This is a genomic window from Myceligenerans crystallogenes, assembly GCF_039529775.1.
Lineage (GTDB): Bacteria > Actinomycetota > Actinomycetes > Actinomycetales > Cellulomonadaceae > Myceligenerans > Myceligenerans crystallogenes.
Genome location: NZ_BAAANL010000001.1, coordinates 646338 through 662996, shown reverse-complemented (window position 1 = coordinate 662996; position 16659 = coordinate 646338). Strand labels below are relative to the sequence as shown.

Here is a 16659-nt window from a genome sequence, read left to right as displayed (position 1 = left end):
AGATGAAGGCGCCAGTGACCACCACCGACAGCCCGGCCACCAGCACGGCCGAGACGCCCACCGATTCCCCCGACTACAGCACGCCGTCGGCGATCCAGGCCCAGGACGTGACGTTCGCGGACTTCGGCGTCCGCCCCGAGATCGTCGAGGCCCTGCGTGACGCGGGCATCACCCACCCCTTCCCCATCCAGGCGATGACCCTGCCGGTCGCGATGAGCGCGCACGACATCATCGGCCAGGCCAAGACCGGTACCGGCAAGACGCTGGGCTTCGGCGTCCCGCTGCTGCACCGGATCATCGCGCCCGGCGAGCCGGGCTACGACCAGCTCGTCGCGCCCGGCAAGCCGCAGGGCGTCGTCGTCGTCCCCACGCGCGAGCTCGCGGTCCAGGTCGCCAACGACCTGGAGACGGCGTCGGCCCGGCGCGACGTGCGCATCGTGCAGGTGTACGGCGGCCGCGCCTACGAGCCGCAGGTCGCGACGCTGAAGAAGGGCGTCGACGTCGTCGTCGGCACGCCCGGACGCATGATCGACCTGATGAACCAGGGCCACCTCACCCTGCTGCGCGCGGGCACCGTCGTCCTCGACGAGGCGGACGAGATGCTCGACCTCGGCTTCCTGCCCGACGTCGAGAAGATCCTCGCCAACACCCCGGCGCAGCGGCACACGATGCTGTTCAGCGCGACCATGCCCGGCGCGGTCGTCAACATGGCCCGCCGCTACATGAAGCAGCCCACGCACATCCGCGCGGCGGATCCGGACGAGGGCGCCACGGTCAAGAACATCAAGCAGGTCGTGTACCGCGCCCACGCGCTGGACAAGGTCGAGGTGCTGGCCCGCCTGCTGCAGGCCGAGGGCCGCGGCCGCACGATCGTGTTCGCGCGCACCAAGCGCACGGCCGCCAAGGTCGCGGACGAGCTGCGCGACCGCGGCTTCGCGGCCGGCGCCATCCACGGCGACCTCGGCCAGGGCGCCCGCGAGCAGGCCCTGCGCGCGTTCCGCAACGAGAAGATCGACGTGCTCGTCGCCACCGACGTCGCCGCCCGCGGGATCGACGTCGACGACGTCACCCACGTCGTGAACTACCAGTGCCCCGAGGACGAGCGCACCTACCTGCACCGCACGGGCCGCACCGGCCGCGCCGGCAACAAGGGCACCGCCGTCACGTTCGTCGACTGGGACGACGTCCCCCGCTGGTCCCTCATCGACAAGGCCCTGGAACTCAACATCCCGGAACCGGTCGAGACCTACTCCACGTCGCCGCACCTCTTCTCCGACCTCGGCATCCCCGAGGGCACCAAGGGCCGCCTCCCCAAGGACAAGCGCACCCTGGAGGGCCTGGACGCGGAGAAGCTCGAGGACCTCGGCGAGACCGGCAAGCGCGCCGGCAAGGGCCGCTCGGAGGGCAACCGCGGCGCTCGTCCCGGTGCGGGTGAGCGCTCCGGCAGCCGCACCGGTCGCTCCGGCAGCGGCCGCACGAGCGACGACGCCGCCCGCACGACGGCCACCCGCTCCGGCGCCCCCCAGGCCGCCGCCGAGACCTCCGCCCCGGCGTCCTCCGCGGAGAACGGCGACGGCACCGACCGTCGTCGTCGGACACGAACCCGCCGCCGCACCCGCGGCAACGGCTCGGCCTCCGCCCCGGACGCTCCGGCGGCCCCCGACGCCTGAGCAGTCACCCGGTCCGACGTCGTCGTCCGACAGGACGACGACGCCGGACCGGGCGAGGTCGCATCCCCCTCAGCCGCGGAGCCCCGCCATCCAGGCCTCCACGTCCTCCGGCCGCCGAGGCAGCCCCGCCGACAGGTTCTCGTTCCCCGACTCCGTCACCAGCACGTCGTCCTCGATGCGCACGCCGATCCCCCGGTACTCCTCGGGCACCGCCAGGTCATCGGCCTTGAAGTACAGCCCCGGCTCGATCGTGAACACCATCCCGGGCGTCAGCACCCCGTCCAGGTACAGGTCGCGCCGCGCCTGCGCGCAGTCGTGCACGTCCATCCCCAGGTGGTGGCTCGTCCCGTGCACCATCCAGCGCCGGTGCTGCTGCCCGTCCGGGGTGAGCGCCACCTGGGCCGTCACGCCGTCCGGCAGCAGCCCCCACTCCTGGAGCCGCTGCGCGATGACCACCATCGCCGCCGCGTGCACGTCCCGGAACCGCGCACCCGGCACGGCCGCCTCGAACGCGGCGTCGGCGGCGTCCAGCACCGCCTGGTAGATCCGCCGCTGCACGTCGCTGAACTCCCCCGACACCGGCAGCGTCCGCGTCACGTCGGCCGTGTAGAGGGCGTCGACCTCGACGCCGCCGTCCAGCAGCACCAGGTCGCCCTCGCGCACCTCGCCGTCGTTGCGGATCCAGTGCAGCGTCGTGGCGTGGTCCCCGGCGGCGGCGATGGTCTCGTAGCCCACCGCGTTGCCCTCGAGCCGCGCGTGGGCGTCGAACGTCGTCTCGATGACGCGCTCGCCGCGCCGGTGCGCGACCGCCTGCGGCAGCGCGCGCACCACGGCCTCGAAGCCCTCGATCGTGCGCGCGACGGCCTCGCGCATGTGCTCGATCTCGAGCGCGTCCTTGACCAGCCGGATCTCGGAGACGGCCTCGACCAGGGACGCGTCGTTCACCGTGTCGTCCGAGCTGTCCGACGACGCCGCGGTGACCTCCGTCTCGGTGGCCTCCGTCACGCCCGCCTCCGCGCGCTCGGCGAGGTCCAGCCCCGCCTCGGCGCGGATCGCGTCGACCAGCGTCTCGACCGCCTCGTCCGCGCCGGTCACGACGAGCAGCAGCACGCCGTCCGCGCCGACGTCCTTGGCCAGGGCGTTCTTCAGCTCCTCGACGTGGCGGGCCTCGATGCCCGTCAGCGTCCCGACGTCGGCCAGGGTCGGCCGGGCGCCGACCCAGAACTCGCCGTACCGGGAGTCGGAGAAGAACTCGTCGTTGTCGCGCGGCGCGAGCGGCCGCACGTAGAGCACCGCGTGGTGGTTCGACGGCGTGCCGTCCGCGTCCGGGTCGCCGGTGCCCTCCTCGACGGGGTGCAGCACCAGGACCGCGTCGGGCTCCTGGTCCGTGCCGAGGCCCGTGAGGTGCGCGAACGCGGTGTGGGGCCGGAAACGGTAGTCGGTGTCGTTGGATCTGGTCCGCAGGGAACCCGCCGGGATCACCAGCCGGGCTCCGGGCAGCCGGGCCGACAGCGCGGCCCGGCGGGACGCGGTGAAGGGCACGGCCCGCGACGGCGCGGCGCCGAGGTCGGCACGCGGCGCCCACCGCGACATGACGAAGTCCTTGAAGGCTCGTGAGAGGGGTCGCTGCGAGCGGTTGGCTCCCCGCTCCTCGATGGACTGGGCGGACGAGGTGGTGTTCTCGCTCATCCCCTCAGTCTCGCACCACGCTGTTGCCCTCACGACCACCGGTCTGGCGGCAGGGTGCGGACCGGCAGCGGGTCAGGCGGGCACCACGGCGCTCTCACGGGGCAATAAACTCGGGGAGTGATCGACCTCCACACCCATTCCACGGCGTCGGACGGAACGGATTCCCCGGCGCAGGTGATGAAGGCCGCAGCCGCCGCCGGGCTCGCCGTCGTCGCGCTCACCGACCACGACACGACCTCCGGCTGGGACGAGGCCGCGCACGCGGCCGCGGAGGCGGGAATCGCGCTGGTCCGCGGCATGGAGATCTCGGCCCGCGCGCTGGTGGGCGAGCGGCACGTGAGCGTCCACATCCTGTCCTACCTGCACGATCCCGCGCACGCGGGGCTCCGGGTGGAGCTCGACAGGACCCGTGAGGCCCGCGAGACCCGCGCGGAGAAGATGGTGGAGCTGCTCGCCGAGGACTACCCGATCACCTGGGACGACGTCCTGGCCCAGACCGAGCCGGGGACGACGATCGGGCGCCCGCACCTCGCGGACGCGCTGGTCGCGGCCGGCGTGGTGACCGATCGCGACGAGGCGTTCGCGACGATGCTGCACCCCGGCACCCGCTACTACGTGCGGCACTATGCTCCCGAGGCGCTCGAGGTGGTCCGTCTCGTGCGGGACGCCGGCGGCGTGCCCGTGTTCGCCCATCCGGGCGCCGACGGCCGGGGCCGGATCGTCCCGGACGCGACGATCGCCGAACTGGCCGGCGCGGGGCTCGCCGGTCTCGAGGTGGACCACCGCGACCACGACGAGGACGCACGACGCCGCCTCGCGGGTCTCGCGGCCGAGCACGGGCTCCTGGTCACGGGATCGAGCGACTACCACGGCCGCGGCAAGGTCAACCTGATCGGCGAGTGCACGACGACGCCGGAGTCGCTCGCCGAGATCGAACGGCAGGGGACGCTGCCGGTGCTGCGGGGGGCCCGCTCGTGAACGAGATCCTGACCCTGTTCGCGACGGTCTTCGTGACGCTGTTCGTCATCATGGACCCGCCGGGGACCGTCCCGGTGTTCCTCGGCCTGACGTCGTCGATGGACCACAAGCGCCGCAACCGCGCGGCACGCCAGGCGATCCTCGTGTCGTTCCTGGTCATCGTGATCTTCGCGGTGTTCGGCAAGTACCTGCTGACCTACATGGGGATCTCCCTGCCGGCGCTGCGCGCCGCGGGCGGCCTGCTGCTGCTCTGGGTCGCGATGGAACTGCTGACCGGGAAGGCCGACGAGCCCGAGGCGTCGTCGAACACGAACGTCGCGATGGTGCCGCTCGGCACGCCCCTGCTGGCCGGGCCCGGCACGATCGTGGCGATCATGGTGTTCGTGGAGGAGCACGCCGACGTCCGGTCGTGGGCCGTGATCGGCGCCGCCGTCGTGGCCGTGCACGTCTGCGTCTGGCTGTCGATGCGCTTCGCGAACATCATCCAGCGCGTGCTCCGGGACGACGGCGTCACCCTGGTGACCCGCATCGCGGGCGTCCTGCTGGCGGCGATCGCCGTCCAGATGGTCGCCACGGCGATCGCCCAGTTCATCGAGCACCCGGACCTGCTCCTCGGCCACTGACAGGCTGCCGGCGTCTGAACGCCCGGATCAGCGGGTCGTGCCGTCCTGGTCGGTGGCCGCCGGGGTCGTCCCGTGGGCACCCGGTCCCGGCTCCGCCGCCGGCCGCGCCTCGGGGTCCGCCGCGGGCTGGGTCTCCGGTTCCGGCGTCGGCTCCGGGGCCGGGGACGGGCGCATCGCGCCGTAGCGGGGCTTGCCCTCCGGGGTGACGAAGCGGGGGTCCGGGGTGGAGGGACGCGGGGCCGGTGCGTCCGGGGAGGCGGGTGCGGGGGTCGCCGGGGCCGGGGCAGGAACGGCCGGGGCAGGCGCACCGCCGTCGTACCTCCCGTTGCCCTGCGGCACCGACGCGCCCGACGGGCGCCCCACCCCGTTCGGGGACTGCAGCAGCATGGACCGGGCGTCGCCGGCGTGCTCCGCGGCACAGAGGATCGCGTACGTCGCGGCCACGATCTGGGACGACGACGTGAAGTCGCGGCGCCCGCCGGTGAAGGCGTACGACAGCACGCTGAACAGCAGCCCGAAACCGGCGCCGAGGCCGATGCCGACGAAGAGCACGCCGCCGCCCGCCTCCCCGGCGAACAGCGTCAGCAGCAGCCCCACGAACAGGCCGAACCACGCGCCGGACAGGGCGCCCGCGAGCGCCACCCGCCCGTACGTGAGGCGTCCGGTGACGCGTTCGACCATGCGCAGGTCGGTCCCGACGATGGTGACGTTCTCGACGGGGAACTTGTTGTCGGACAGGTAGTCGACGGCCTGCTGCGCCTGGAGGTAGGTCGGGAACGCCGCGACCTCGTCTCCGGCGGGCAGGGTGGGGACCTTGGGGATGGCGCCGGGGCGGGACATGGTCATGCGGTCAGTCTTCCCCATCCGCCTGGACATCGCGAGAACCCTTCACCGACGGCGTAGCCTGACGACCATGAGCACGGTCTCACCAGGAGAACTGCCCGGGCGGCGCGGCGGGGTCGCGACCCCGCGCCCGGCGGCCTCCCCGGTGTTCGTGGCGCGTCTGGCGGGCACGGCGGTGTTCGACCCGATCGGGGACCAGGTGGGGCGGGTGCGGGACGTCGTCGTGCTGATGCGGGCGAATCGCCCGCCGCGCGCGGTCGGCCTGGTGGTGGAGGTTCCGGGACGACGGCGGGTGTTCCTGCCGCTGACCCGGGTGACGAGCATCGCGCCCGGCCAGGTGATCAGCACGGGGCTGGTGAACATGCGGCGGTTCGAGCAGCGGGCGATGGAGTCGCTGGCGCTGGGTGAGCTGCTGGACCGGCGGGTGCAGCTGGCGGACGGGTCGGGTGAGGCGACGGTGGAGGACGTGGCGATCACGCGGCAGCGCACGGGCGACTGGCTCGTGGACCAGTTGTTCGTGCGGCGGCGGCCGGAGCGGGTGGCGGCGCTGTCGCTGCGGCGCAAGGGGCCGACGCTGACGGTCGCGGCCGACGCCGTGACCGGGCTGGCGCGCAGGAACGTCGACCAGGGGGCGGCGCGGCTGCTGGAGGCGTACGAGAACATGCGAGCGGCCGACCTCGCGGACGCGCTGCACGACCTCGGGCCGGACCGGCGCGTGGAGGTGGCGCGGGCGCTCGACGACGAGCGGCTCGCGGACGTGCTGGAGGAGATGCCGGAGGACGACCAGGTCGCGATCGTCACGAAGCTGGACGTGGACCGCGCGGCGGACGTGCTGGAGGCGATGGAGCCGGACGACGCCGCCGACCTGCTGCACGCGCTCCCCCAGGCCCAGGCCGACGACCTGCTGGCGCTCATGGAACCCGAGGACGCCGCGGACGTGCGGCGGCTGCTGGAGTACGGCGAGGACACGGCGGGCGGCCTGATGACGACCGAGCCGGTGATCCTGGGCGCGGACGACACGATCGCGATGGCGCTCGCGCAGGTCCGGCGCAAGGAGCTGCCGCCGGCGCTGGCATCGATGGTGTTCGTGGTGCGGCCCCCGACGGAGACGCCGACCGGGCGGTTCCTCGGCGTCGCGCACTTCCAGCGGCTGCTGCGGGAGCCGCCGCACGCGGCGGTGGCGTCGGTGCTCGACGCGGACTCGCGCTGGTGGCTGTCGGCGGACGCGCCGATCGGGCGGGTCACGCGGCTGCTGGCCGCCTACGACTTCCTCGCGCTGCCGGTGCTCGACCCGGAGCAGCGGCTGCTGGGGGTGGTGACGGTCGACGACGTGCTGGACCACATCCTCCCCGACGACTGGCGGGAGTCGCACGACGAGAGGGTGACGACGGCCGACGGCGTCGGGCCGGATCACGGCGGACCGGACGGTGCCGGCGGGGACGGCACCGGCGGGCGCGGCGGCGCTGCCGGCGACGGCGGGGGGTCTCGTGGCTGATCGTCTCGACCGGCCGAAGGTCGCCGGCTTCCGCGCGCCCCGGCTGGACCCGGACCTCGTGGGCAAGGGCGCGGAGGCGTTCGCCCGGTTCATGGGGACCGGTCAGTTCCTGATGTGGATGACGCTGTTCGTCATCGTCTGGGTGACCATCAACGCGGTGGGGCTGTGGGGCCTGCGCTGGGACCCGTTCCCGTTCATCCTGCTCAACCTGTTCTTCTCGGTGCAGGCGTCCTACGCGGCGCCGCTCATCCTCCTGGCGCAGAACCGCCAGGACGACCGCGACCGCGTCCTGGCCGAACAGGACCGCCGCCGCGGCGAACGGAACCTCGCGGACACGGAGTACCTCGCCCGGGAGATGGCCTCGCTCCGCATGCTCCTGAGCGAGGTGGCGACGCGCGACTACGTGCGATCGGAGCTCCGCACCCTCCTGGAAGAACTCGACGACCGCCGCGACCGCCAGGACCCGAGCCGGCCGGACCGCTGAGGGCCGGGCCTGGTGAGGGCCTATGCTCGCGGCGTGAGTCAGTACGAGAATCGTCAGTACGGGCAGATCTCGCCCCGGCCGTCGTTCACCCCGAATGCCACCCTGCGGTTCGTGGTGCAGGGGAACGTGATGACGTCGAGCCTGGTGCCGCCCACCCTCCTGATCGACGGGTTCAAGGCGCCCACGCGCATGGCGGGCGCCGTCGACATCCCCGTCGAGGCCGGGCGTCATCGCCTGGACGTGTTCGCGCAGTGGATGCGCCGGTACGGGCAGGCCGCGACGGAGGTCGACGTCGCGCCGGGCCAGGTGGTGGAGGTGTACTACGCCCCGCCCCTGCACCAGTTCACGACGGGCGAGATCGGCCTGACGCCGCAGCGGCGCAAGGGCGCCTGGGTGCTGTGGGTCATCTTCGGCGTTCCCGCGGTCATCGTGGTCGGATTGGTGGCGCTGGTCCTGGCGACGGTCTGACGGGCCCGCCACGGGCGGCCGTCCTGCACATACGATCGACTCCGTGCGCGCATCGTTCACCGCTCCCCTGTGGCAGTGGGAGGCCCGGACCGAGTCCTGGTGGTTCGTGACGGTCCCCGCTGACGTGTCCGACGACCTGGCCGACCTGCCGCTCCCGCCGCGCGGCTTCGGCTCGGTCCGGGTCCGCGTCACGGTGGGCTCGACCACCTGGCAGACGTCGGTGTTCCCGTCCGACCGTGAGAGCGCCTACGTCCTCCCGATGAAGAAGGCGGTCCGCACGAAGGAGTCCCTGGAAGCCGGCGAACCGGTCGCCGTGACCCTGGAGACCGTGGACCTCTGAGGACGGCGTCGTCCTTTCGGAGGACGACGACGTTCGCCGATCGGACGAGCCGGCATCGGCGGTTCGGACACGGAGCCGCGGGCCATGGACCGATGTGCCGACGGCGCCGGACGCGGGAACGTTGCCGCATGACTGTGACGGACGAGCAGGTCGGGCAGGACGGCGGATCGACGCGGGAACGCGCCGCGCCCGGCAGGATCGCCGCGCTCGACCTGCTGCGAGGCATCGCGATCCTGGGCACGCTCGGCACCAACATCTGGCTGTTCACCAGTCCCGGTGGCGCGGCCGCGTGGCTGGCCGGCTGGGGCGGCGGCCCCACCGACGCCGAGACGTGGCTGACCGCGCTCTCGAACGGGAAGTTCCTGGCGCTGCTGACGCTCTTGTTCGGGATCGGGATGGAGCTGCAGTACCGGTCGGCCGTGCGCCGTGGTCTGCGCTGGCCCGGGCGGTACCTGCTGCGCGCGCTCGTGCTGCTCGCCGAGGGGTTCGTGCACTACGTGCTCGTCTTCGAGTTCGACGTGCTGATGGGATACGCGATCGCCTCGATGATCGTCGCGTTCCTCGTCGGCCGCAGCGAGCTGGTGGTGCGGACGTGGGCCGGCGTCGTCGGCGGGATCTACGTGGCCGCGATCCTCGGCCTGACCGCGCTGATGATCGCGTTCCCGGAGGAAACCGGGAGCACCCCGAGCGGGCCGCCGGCGTACGGCAGCGCGAGCTGGCCGGACCAGGTCCAGGCCCGGCTCACGGAGATGGGGGTCTACCGGATCGAGCTGATCCTGATCGTGCCCTCCGCGGTGGTGCTGTTCCTGGTGGGATCGCGGCTGGTGCGGGCCGGGCTGTTCACCGCGACCGCGTCCGGTGCGCGGCTGCGCAACCGGCTGGCCTGGGTGGGCCTCGGCGCCGGCGTCCCGCTGAACGCGCTGACGACCTGGGCGGGCCCGGACTGGTCGCTCGTGGACCGGTACCTCGTCCCGCCGCTCGTGGCACTGGGGATCCTCGCGCTCGGCACGAGCCTCGTCGCCCGGTCGCAGGCGAACAGGCCGGGCCTCCTGCGCCGCGGTCTCGAGTCCGTCGGCCGGACCGCCCTGACCTGTTACGTCCTGCAGAACGTGCTCGCGTCCTGGCTCTGCTACGACTGGGGACTCGGGCTGGCCGACGGGAGCGTGGTCCGCACCATCGCCCTCTGGACCGGGATCAGCGCGCTGCTGATGGTCCTCGCTCCGCTCTGGCTCAGGTACTGGTCACGCGGCCCGATCGAGATCGTGATGCACCGCCTGACCGGCGGGAACCGGGGAGCCTGATCGACCGTCGCGGTGCGGCGGCCGCACCGCGGCGGCCCGGGCCCGCCGCCGCACCGCAACGGCCCCGGGCCGGCCTCCGCCCCCTACACGAGCCCCGCGTCGTGGATCGTGATGGCCACCTGGACGCGGTTGTCCGCCTCGAGCTTGGTCAGGATGCGGCCCACGTGGGTCTTGACCGTGGACTCGCTCATGTACAGGTCGGTGGCGATCTGGGCGTTGGAGCGGCCCTTGCCGATGGCGATCGCGACGTCGCGCTCCCGGCCCGTCAGGGCCTCGAGACGGGCGGTGGCGCGGTCGACGCGGTCGTCCTTGGGCTGGGCCACCGAGGCGATGAGCTGGGCCGTGACGCTCGGGGAGAGGGTCGGCTCGCCCGCGGCGGCGGCGCGGACCGCCTCGACGAGTTTCTCCGGGGGCGTGTCCTTCAGCAGGAACCCGGCCGCGCCCGCCCGGAGGGCGTCCAGCACCATCTCGTCCGTGTCGAAGGTGGTCAGCACGATGACGCGCGACGCCGTCCCCGCGGCCATCAGTTCGCGCGTCGCGGTGAGCCCGTCGCTGCGCGGCATGCGGATGTCCATGAGGACGACGTCGGGCACCAGCCGGCGCACCAGCTCGACGCCGGCGACGCCGTCGGAGGCCTCCCCCACGACCTCGAGATCCGGCGCTCCCCCGAGGATCAGCTTGAGCCCGACCCGCACGAGCATCTCGTCGTCGACGAGCACGACGGTGATCCGGGACGACGACGGGTCCCGGCCGGGCGCACCGGTCTCACCCGGCACGCCGGCTGTCACGCGGGAGGACGGGCCGGTCCGGCTGCCGTTGCCGTTCGGCGGGCTCAGCGGGTTCATCGAGGTCACGCCGCCCACGGTAGCCAGGCCCGGACCACGAACCGTCCACCTTCCACGCCGTACCGCAGGGTGCCGCCACCGAGCTCGGCGCGTTCGGTGAGCCCCATCAGCCCCAGGCCCGACGCGGGAACCTCCGTGGCCGCCTCGCCGCGCGGCAGCGGGTTCGCCACCGTGATGGCGAGCCCGTCGCCCGGAGCCCCCGCGACGGTCGCGACCACCGGCCGCCCCGCCGCGTGCTTCCGGGCGTTCGTCAGCCCCTCCTGGACGATGCGGAAAGCGGTCCGCGAGGTCGATTCCGGGAGGGTCGCGGGCGTCGCGCGATCGTCGTGGAAGGTGACGTCGAGACCCGCCGCACGGCTCTCGCCGACGAGCGCCGGGAGCGACTCGAGGGTGGGCTGCGGGCGGTGCACGTCGTCGCCCTCGTGCCCGATGACGCCCCCGCCGTCCGGCAGCTCGCGCAGCACGCCGAGGATCTCGCGCAGCTCGGACATCGCCCGGTGCGCCTCGTCGCGGATGGTCTCCGCGGCGCTCTCGACCTGCTCACGCGGCAGATCCTTGCGATAGGCGAGCGCACCCGCGTGCATGGCGACGAGCGAGATCCGGTGGGCGAGCACGTCGTGCATCTCCCGCGCGATCCGGGCCCGCTCGTTCGACCGGGCCTGGGCGACCCGGCTCGCCTGTTCCCGCTCCGCCGTCTCCGCGCGCACCACCAGCGAGCGCAGATGGTCCCGGCGCAGGCCGATGTAGGCGCCGACGGCGACCAGGAGCCCGTAGCTCAGCATGCCCATGCCGGTGTCGACGGCCCGGTTGACCAGCGGATCGGAGAGATAGGGGTTCAGCACGACGTACACCAGGCTGCTCGCGGTGAACACCACGCCGACCGCGGCGACCGAGATCCAGCGCCGGGTCGTCGCCAGCGAGACGGCCACCACGCTGGCCGCCCCGACGGAGAGGTTCGACACGGCGAGGAACGCGGCGAGGGTCACCGCGATCGTCAGGGGCCACCTGCGCCGCAGGTGCATGAGTCCCAGGGCGATCACGCCGAGGAACAGGTCGAGCGCCGCCAGCGCGTCCGATCCGAGGGCGCGCTCGCCGGAGTCGATCTGCCACTGGACGCCGGCGACCGCCACCATCCCGAGGAACACCGCGACCAGCGTCCGCCAGATCGCCCCCCAGGCCCGCCGGCCCCACCCTTGCTCGGGCGGAGCCCCCTGCCTGACCGGACGCCGGGCGGCCCCGCCGGCCGCGCCGGTGTCACGGGCCGCGGGCGCGCGGACTACCCCGACCACCGCCGCGCTCACAGCAGCCCTCCGAAGGCGTCGGCGGCCTGCAGCCGCCCCAGGGCATCCCTCGCCACCAGGAAGCCGACGATCCCGAGGATCCAGCCGAGCATCTCCGCGCTCCGCTTCTCGAACCAGCCGTTGATCCGCACGAGCAACGGCTCGACCCACCGGGCCGCGGCCATCCGCACGACGAGCAGCACCAGCGCGGGCAGCACCATCAGCAGGCAGTACGCGGCCAGCACCACGGCACCCGGCGCGACCCCGATCCCGTTCGCGGTCAGCATCCCGATCGCCCCGAGGTACGGCAGCATCGACGCGGCCTCGATCAGCCCAGCGCCCACCGCCGTCGCGACGGCGGTTCCCGCTGTCGCGTGCGGGCCCGTGAGCCTGTCCTTCCAGCGCTGCACCGGTGACGTCCTGCCGAGACGCTCGCGCCGCTCCTGCCGCTTCCGCGCGTGCTTCTGGTCGAACCAGAAGCTCGCGACGAACAGGCCGACGCCGAGGATCAGCTGGACGACATCCACGACCCGCGAGTTCCCGGCGCCCTCCAGGAATCGCAGGCCGCCACCGGCCGCGGCCAGCAGCACCAGGCCCAGCACCCAGTAGAAGGCGGCGATCGTCCCGAGGAACACGACCACCACCGCGGCCCGGACCCGGGACTGCGCCAGCATGAACACGGGCAGCCCGAGCGTGCCGATGCTCGTGCTGTCCACCAGCGCGAGACCCGCCAGCGTGGCGAGCAGCGCCGGGGCCGCCGCCAACAGGGCCAAGCCCTCCATCACGTCTCCTCGTGTCCGGGTGCCTCGGTAGCCCCTCGAAACTACCCGCCGCGGCCGTCGTCGGGCATCGTCCTTTCGATCGATCCTGACACCCTCCGTTCGGACGACCCGCTGGGGGCCGGCAGGCCCCCGGACCGCAGGCTCACGGCCGATGTGCCGCACGGCGGCGCCGCGAGAGCGTGGGGCCATGATCACCGCAGACCACCTCACCCGCCGCTACGGCGACCTCACCGCCGTCGGCAACGTCTCGTTCGAGGCCCACCCCGGCCTCGTCACGGGCTTCCTCGGCCCCAACGGCGCCGGGAAGTCCACCACCATGCGCATGCTGTGCGGCCTCACCCCCGTCACGTCCGGGATCGCGCACGTGCTCGGCAAGCCGTTCCGGGAGCTCGCCAACCCCGGCCGCCAGGTCGGCGTGCTGCTCGACGCCGCCGCCCAGCACCCCGGCCGCACCGGCCGCGAGGCGCTCGCCGTCTCGGCGATGCTCATGGGCCTGCCCCGGCGCCGGGTCGACGACGTCATCGACCTCGTGGGCCTCACGCCCAAGGAGGCGAACCGCCGCGTCAAGGGCTACTCGCTCGGCATGCGGCAGCGCCTCGGCATCGCGAACGCCCTGCTCGGCGAACCCGAGGTGCTGATCCTCGACGAACCCGCGAACGGCCTGGACCCGGCCGGCATCCGGTGGATGCGCGACCTGCTCCGCGACTTCGCCCGCTCGGGCGGGACCGTGCTGCTCTCCTCGCACCTGCTCCACGAGGTCGAGAAGGTCGCCGACGAGATCGTCGTCATCGGCCACGGCCGCATCGTCGCGCAGGGCACGACGCGCGACCTCGTCTCGCAGTCGGGGATGGACCTCGAGGACCTGTTCCTCCAGCTCACCTCCGGCGTCGCACGCGACCTGCCCCGCCCGGCTCCCGCCGGCCCCGCCGCGGCCGTCCCGGCCGGCCCCTCGTCCGCCCGCCCCACCAGGGAGAACGCCCGATGAACACCATCCCCTTCGCCCGCCTCACCCTCGTCGAGTGGCGCAAGCAGCTCGACACCCGCTCGGGCCGCTGGCTGCTGATCTCGATCGCGCTCCTGATCGCGGCGGTCCTGGCGGTCATGGCCTTCATCGGCGACGTCGCCACGACCTTCCCGGCGCTGTTCTTCGGCACCTCCACGCCGCTGAGCATCCTGCTGCCGGTCGTCGGCATCCTCGCCGCGACCTCCGAGTGGTCGCAGCGGACCGGCCTGATCACGTTCACGCTGGAGCCGCGGCGCACGCGGGTCGGGCTGGCGAAGCTCACGAGCGCGCTCGGCTCGGGAGTGGTGTTCTTCGCTCTCGCGGTCGGGCTGGCGGCCGCGTTCCACGTCGCCGTGGTCGCGTTCACGGACGCCGGTTTCGCCTGGGACCTCCCGGCGGGCGCCCTCTGGGGCGGCCTGCTGCTCACGGTGCTCTGGATGGCCCAGGGCGTCGCCTTCGGCGCGCTGATCCAGAACAGCGCGGGCGCGATCGTCGCGTTCTTCGGCCTGCCCGTCGCCCTCGCCCTGTTCGGGCCGATGGTCCCCGCCTTGCGCGACGCCATGCCGTGGATCGACCTGTCGACTGCCACGGAACCCGTCATGTACGACGCCGCGGCCCTGACCGGTAACCAATGGGCTCACCTGGGCACCGCGATCACGATCTGGGTGCTGCTCCCGCTCGTGCTCGGCCTCGTCCGGGTGGCCCGCTCCGAGATCAAGTCGGCCTGACGCCCGGCTCAGGGCTCCATGTCGTCGTGGAGCACCACCCGGGACAGCTCGTAGCCGCCTCCCGGGAGCCGCCAGTAGTGCATCCGACGGGCCGACGGCGTGTTGACCTGCAGCGAGACCCGCCAGCAGACAGCGCCGTCGTCCCGGATGCGTTGCGGGTCGTCACCACCGAGACCCGTCCGGAGCGGATGCACCTGCAGGCCGTTCATCTCCGGGGCGCGGCCCGTGACCACGTGGACCACGGTGCGCAGCACCTTGTCCCGGGAGACGCCCTCGACGGTCTCCAGCGACTCGAGGAAGCGCGAGCCGAGCGAGTAGTCCTCGAGCGGCCAGCGGGCCTTCTCCCCCGCCGGCACGATCTGCGCCCAGGTCTGCGTCACCTCGAACCGGAACTGCTCGGCGGGATCGGTGAAGTACCGTTCCGTGCCGACCTCGACGTCCCGCCCCAGCTCGCGCCGGTAGGCGGCCGACTTCGACTTCTCCGCCCGCAGCTGGGACCGCGAACGCTCCAGCTGCTGGTCCCGCCGGTCGATCTGGTCGCGCAGCTCGGCGACGTACTGCCGCAGCTCGTCGAGCTCGACCTCGGCGCGGCGCTTCTCGACCTTGACGTCGATGATCTCCTTGTCGAGCCGCTTGACCTGGGCCTTCTCGGCGTCGAGCGCGAGGCTGAGGTCCCGGACGGCGCCCTTGCCGCCCGCGGCGTACGCGCTCCCCGGCGGCGGCCCGGGCAGGCTCTCCGGCGGCGGCGCCGGCAGCGGTGCCGAGTACTCGCCGGCCATCTTCGCGGCGATGTCGCCGGGCGTCGGGCGCCGCCTCGTCGCCGCGACCCCGGCGGGCGCCACCTCCTCCAGGCCCGCCCCGGCGCGGCTCATCGCCTCCGGCGAGACGGCGGGTTCCGCGCCCACCCCGTTGCCGCGGCCGAAGACGTCCGCCGGGGTGGTGACGCCCGTTCCCGGCCCCGGCGGGCCGGTGGCCTCCACCGCGGGGGACGGCACGCCGGCGCCGCGGCCGAGCCCGCCGCCCATCATCTCCGCGGGCGTCGGGATCCGGATCGGCCCCGACGACGACTCCGGCTCCGCGGCCGACGGATCGGGCGGTTCCAGCCAGGCGGGGCCGCCCTCCAGCAGGGACAGCGCCGGGAGCGGCTCCTCGGACTCGTCGACGTCGTCGAGCCGGAGCATGATGGCGTCGCCGGGCGCCTGCATGACGCGGCCGAGCACCACCTCGCCGGGCGTGAAGAGGTCGTCGAGGGCGTCGAGCACGTTCCCCGTCACGCGGTCCCGATGCACGCGGACGTGCACGCCGGGCGCGACGGCGATCGTCACCGCGGCCTCGGCGACCGCCTCGACGCGCCCGAGCACCACCTTGCCCACCCGGTAGGTGTTCCTGACGGCCCGGCGCTGCGCGGCGTCGTCGGGCAGCATGCCGCGGATGTCGAGCGTGCCGCGGCCGGCGTCGTGCCGGCCGCGGACCCGCATGCCCCGGCGGACGATGCCCTGCAGCGGCACGCCGGGGAGCGTCAGCTCCTCCGCGACGGAGGCCTGGCCGCCGTCGTCGAGCTCGATGAGGGCGCGCGAGCCGAGCACGCCCTGCACGGTGCCGTGGGTGTCGGCGGACGCCCCCGGGGCGCCGGGCACGGGCCCGGCCGAGCCGGTGAGCCCGGCGCGCACGGCGGCGGACAGCGCGTCCCCGACCAGCCGTTCGCGCACCTTGGGTCCGTCGGCCAGGGAGTAGGCGAAGTGCAGGGGCGAGCGCCGCAGGTCGTGGATCCAGTCCAGGCCCGTGGGGTACACCCGGGACGCCCCGCCGTACACCTGCGTGTACTCCGGCATCCCGCGCGAGAACGCCCAGGACACGTCGCCGGTGGGGATGACGACGACCTCCGCGAGCCCGGCGACGTCGTCCAGGACGCGCTGCGGGTCGACGTACGGCGTCGTCCGCCCGGCGGGGGTGGAGATGACGACGACGGGCCACGCGCGATTCGGTACCTGGAGAAACCGGGCGAATTCGCGCGCTTCCTCCTCGCTCCCGATCTTGTGCAGGTCGGGGGGCACGGAAACGTTCATCGTCCCGTTCGCCATGCCACACCTCCCTGTCCGCCTGACGTAACCCTATCGGTCGTAACCGAGC

16 protein-coding genes are annotated in these 16659 nt (G+C 73.5%); 10 read left to right on the top strand and 6 right to left on the bottom strand.

Translation table 11 applies throughout. The annotated features are described in order from the left end of the window. Positions 1-2 precede the first annotated feature (2 nt). Positions 3-1670 (top strand): DEAD/DEAH box helicase, encoded by a 1668-nt coding sequence (locus tag ABD208_RS02715; protein ID WP_425561054.1) that lies wholly within the window; start codon positions 3-5, stop codon positions 1668-1670. A 69-nt stretch (positions 1671-1739) separates the two neighbouring features. On the opposite strand, the gene ABD208_RS02710 is transcribed toward ABD208_RS02715, so the two are convergent. Next, entirely contained in the window at positions 1740-3359 is a 1620-nt protein-coding gene (locus ABD208_RS02710; RefSeq protein ID WP_344099238.1) for an aminopeptidase P family protein, read from the bottom strand. 117 nt (positions 3360-3476) lie between these two features. On the opposite strand from ABD208_RS02710, the gene ABD208_RS02705 reads away from it, so the two are divergent. After that, complete coding sequence (locus ABD208_RS02705) at positions 3477-4337, top strand: PHP domain-containing protein (protein ID WP_344099236.1); 861 nt, start codon at positions 3477-3479, stop codon at positions 4335-4337. Further along, a complete protein-coding gene (locus tag ABD208_RS02700) occupies positions 4334-4960 on the top strand; it encodes a MarC family protein (protein WP_344099233.1) in 627 nt (208 codons plus the stop codon). Before ABD208_RS02705 ends, ABD208_RS02700 begins: the two co-directional genes overlap by 4 nt. A gap of 27 nt (positions 4961-4987) precedes the next feature. Here the strand turns inward: ABD208_RS02700 and ABD208_RS02695 are convergent, their stop codons facing one another. Beyond that, positions 4988-5806 (bottom strand): YflT domain-containing protein, encoded by an 819-nt coding sequence (locus tag ABD208_RS02695; RefSeq protein ID WP_344099231.1) that lies wholly within the window; start codon positions 5804-5806, stop codon positions 4988-4990. A gap of 67 nt (positions 5807-5873) precedes the next feature. Between ABD208_RS02695 and ABD208_RS02690 the strand changes: the two genes are divergently transcribed. From ABD208_RS02690 to ABD208_RS02670, 5 genes are all read left to right on the top strand, one after another. After that, positions 5874-7298, top strand: coding sequence for a magnesium transporter MgtE N-terminal domain-containing protein (locus ABD208_RS02690; RefSeq protein ID WP_344099229.1), 1425 nt, complete (start codon positions 5874-5876; stop codon positions 7296-7298). Continuing rightward, positions 7291-7782 (top strand): DUF1003 domain-containing protein, encoded by a 492-nt coding sequence (locus tag ABD208_RS02685; protein WP_344099227.1) that lies wholly within the window; start codon positions 7291-7293, stop codon positions 7780-7782. Before ABD208_RS02690 ends, ABD208_RS02685 begins: the two co-directional genes overlap by 8 nt. A 33-nt stretch (positions 7783-7815) precedes the next feature. Next, the gene (locus ABD208_RS02680) at positions 7816-8250 is read left to right on the top strand and encodes a hypothetical protein (RefSeq protein WP_344099225.1); all 435 of its coding nucleotides are present in this window, start codon (positions 7816-7818) and stop codon (positions 8248-8250) included. Between the two features lie 43 nt (positions 8251-8293). Further along, positions 8294-8590: a DUF1905 domain-containing protein gene (locus tag ABD208_RS02675; RefSeq protein ID WP_344099223.1), complete on the top strand. Its 297-nt coding sequence runs from the start codon at positions 8294-8296 to the stop codon at positions 8588-8590. A gap of 128 nt (positions 8591-8718) precedes the next feature. Further along, complete coding sequence (locus ABD208_RS02670; RefSeq protein WP_344099221.1) at positions 8719-9891, top strand: DUF418 domain-containing protein; 1173 nt, start codon at positions 8719-8721, stop codon at positions 9889-9891. An 83-nt stretch (positions 9892-9974) separates the two neighbouring features. Here the strand turns inward: ABD208_RS02670 and ABD208_RS02665 are convergent, their stop codons facing one another. Genes ABD208_RS02665 through ABD208_RS02655 form a run of 3 tightly spaced genes read right to left on the bottom strand, consistent with a single transcriptional unit; the run spans position 9975 to position 12798 of the window. Continuing rightward, positions 9975-10745, bottom strand: coding sequence for a response regulator (locus ABD208_RS02665; RefSeq protein ID WP_344099218.1), 771 nt, complete (start codon positions 10743-10745; stop codon positions 9975-9977). Next, positions 10742-12037, bottom strand: coding sequence for a sensor histidine kinase (locus tag ABD208_RS02660; protein WP_344099216.1), 1296 nt, complete (start codon positions 12035-12037; stop codon positions 10742-10744). The genes ABD208_RS02665 and ABD208_RS02660 overlap by 4 nt, the downstream gene beginning before the upstream one ends. Further along, positions 12034-12798, bottom strand: coding sequence for a GAP family protein (locus ABD208_RS02655; RefSeq protein WP_344099214.1), 765 nt, complete (start codon positions 12796-12798; stop codon positions 12034-12036). Before ABD208_RS02655 ends, ABD208_RS02660 begins: the two co-directional genes overlap by 4 nt. 187 nt (positions 12799-12985) lie before the next feature. On the opposite strand from ABD208_RS02655, the gene ABD208_RS02650 reads away from it, so the two are divergent. Both ABD208_RS02650 and ABD208_RS02645 read left to right on the top strand, forming a co-directional pair. Further along, positions 12986-13783, top strand: a complete 798-nt coding sequence (locus tag ABD208_RS02650; protein WP_344099212.1) for an ABC transporter ATP-binding protein — start codon at positions 12986-12988, stop codon at positions 13781-13783. Further along, a complete protein-coding gene (locus tag ABD208_RS02645) occupies positions 13780-14529 on the top strand; it encodes an ABC transporter permease (RefSeq protein ID WP_344099210.1) in 750 nt (249 codons plus the stop codon). The genes ABD208_RS02650 and ABD208_RS02645 overlap by 4 nt, the downstream gene beginning before the upstream one ends. An 8-nt stretch (positions 14530-14537) precedes the next feature. Here ABD208_RS02645 and ABD208_RS02640 read toward each other — a convergent pair whose 3' ends face one another. Next, on the bottom strand, positions 14538-16610 hold the full coding sequence (locus ABD208_RS02640) for a hypothetical protein (protein ID WP_344099208.1): 2073 nt from the start codon (positions 16608-16610) through the stop codon (positions 14538-14540). Positions 16611-16659 lie beyond the last annotated feature (49 nt).